2 protein-coding genes are annotated in these 2,061 nt (G+C 64.8%); both read right to left on the minus strand.

The window, feature by feature from the left end; translation table 11 throughout:
• Window positions 1-62 precede the first annotated feature (62 nt).
• Window positions 63-578 carry a LysR family transcriptional regulator gene (locus ACCC97_RS28690; protein ID WP_413336352.1) on the minus strand — a complete coding sequence of 172 codons (516 nt, stop codon included), beginning with the start codon at window positions 576-578 and terminating at the stop codon, window positions 63-65.
• Between the two features lie 66 nt (window positions 579-644).
• On the minus strand, window positions 645-2,048 hold the full coding sequence (locus tag ACCC97_RS28695; RefSeq protein ID WP_413336354.1) for an efflux transporter outer membrane subunit: 1,404 nt from the start codon (window positions 2,046-2,048) through the stop codon (window positions 645-647).
• Between the last annotated feature and the right edge of the window lie 13 nt (window positions 2,049-2,061).

The raw sequence follows: 2,061 nt of genomic DNA on the forward strand, positions 1-2,061 counted from the left end.
CCCTCAGCCCCATCGAATACCGGGTGAGCCTTGGACTTGCAGCATAAAACCAGTCCAAGTTTTTATCCGCACCCCCTTAGGGTCAGACGTCGGTGGAATCCAACAGGCGGCGCACGATCAGGTTCTCGTCGCCGATACGGGCCGAAACTCAGAACGATGTCGACGCCTTCCTCCACGAGATCGACGACGCGATTGCCGATCTGTAGGTCGATATGGACATCTGGGTAGAGCGTGAGGAACTCGCTCAGCAGGCTGGGGAAGTCGGTCTGCACGAGCCCATGAAGCCCCGCGACGCGCAGACGGCCGCTTGGGTGTGAGCCATGCGCCTGCAATTCGTTCTGCGTCGATTCGACCATCTCCATCAGCGGCGCGCTGCGAAGCAGGAGCAGCCTTCCAGCATCGGTCAATGTCACCGACCGTGTTGAGCGGTTCATAAGCCGTACGTTGAAGCGCGCTTCAAGGGTCGCGACATGCTTGCTCGCGCTGGCCTTGGAGATTCCCAGCTTGCCCGCTGCGCGCGAGAAGCTGCCGACGTTGGCGACCTCCAGAAAGGTCTTCAGAAGATTAAGCCCGTCCATGCTCGCACTTACGCAGTGGAATTCCCGCTCGCCTCATATTTCCCTCGAGAAACGCTCAGGCGTGCGCTAGTGCATGGCATTCGCGAGGAGCTCATCGGCTTCCCAGCCACCCCCCAGCGCCATGAATACGGCGACTTGATCCTCTGCCAACAGGGCAGCGGATGTTGCCAGAGCGGCGTCACTGGCTGTCAGGGTGCGCTCTGCATCCAATGCTTCAAGCTGACCGGTCTTGCCGTTGACATAGAGGGTGCGCGCCTGCTGGGCGACGATGGCACTTTGATCTCGCGCGGCCAAGAGCGCAGCATGACGTTCCAGCTCGTGGGCATAGACATCGAGCGCCGTTTCCACCTCGCGCAGTGCCGTCAGTACGGTCCCGTCGAAGCGGGCAGCCGCAACCCGGGTGGCCGCCTCGGCCTGCGCGATGCGAGCGCGGGCGACCCCGGTGTTGGGTAGCGTCCAGTTGATCAGCGGGCCCAGGCTGTAGCTGAGCGTTTCCCGGTTTCCAAATCTTGCCAAGAAGCCCGCCGAGCTGGCCGAGAGGCCCAGCGACACTTTGGGGTAGAGGTCGGCTGTGGCTATGCCGATGCGGGCTGTGGCGACGGCCAGGCTGCGTTCGGCCTGGCGAACGTCGGGCCGCCGGCGCAAGAGGGCCGCGCCGTCTCCTACCGGAAGCAGCCCCGCCAAGCGCGGCGGCTGCTCGCACGTGGCTATTGCCGCGGGGAAGTCGCGCGGTGCTGCGCCGGTCAGTGTTGCCAACCGGTACAACGCACCTTGGCGCTGGGCCCGAAGCGGCGGCAGCGCGGCACGTAGTTGTTCCAACTGGCCTTGCGCACGTGCAATGTCGATTTCCCCCACTTTTCCCGCTCGTTGAAGCCGCTCGGAGAGCCGGATCGCCTCCTCCTGCAGACGAACCGACTCCTGCGTGGCGCGCAAGCGATAGCCGCTTGAACATGCTTGTGCATAGGCACGTGCCACGCCGCCGGCCACGCGCACACGTACAAGATCCAACGCCGCCTGGGCAGCGCCGGTACCGGCTTCGGCTGCTTCGATGGCGCGGCGCAGTTGACCGAACAGGTCCAGTTGATACGACAAGGAAACACCCGCGCTGTATGTGCCGCGGCTGGGCGGTTCGTCGTCTCGCTGCAGGAGGCTCAAGCCCGACATGTGTCCGAAGCCGGGCCCCCCGCTGGCTGTCAGCGTCGGCCTCTCATTTCCGTGCACCTCGGCCGCCAGCGCCTGGTCGCGTTCCAGGTTGGCCACGGCCTGCCGCAGGTCGGTGTTGTGTTCCAGCGCCTTAGTGACCAACGCGTCCAGTTGTCGGTCGTCATAGAGCCTCCACCAGTGCGGCGGCAGAGTCGTGTCCGCCGCATCGCCACCGGCAGATCGGAAGGTGCCCGCGGAGGCGGACTGCGTGAAAGACAGGGGGACGGGGGGCACGTAGTCCGGCCCCCCGGGCGGTGTCTTATACACATCTCCGAGCCCC

The sequence above is a fragment of the Variovorax sp. Varisp85 genome, from assembly GCF_047304045.1.
GTDB lineage: Bacteria > Pseudomonadota > Gammaproteobacteria > Burkholderiales > Burkholderiaceae_C > Variovorax.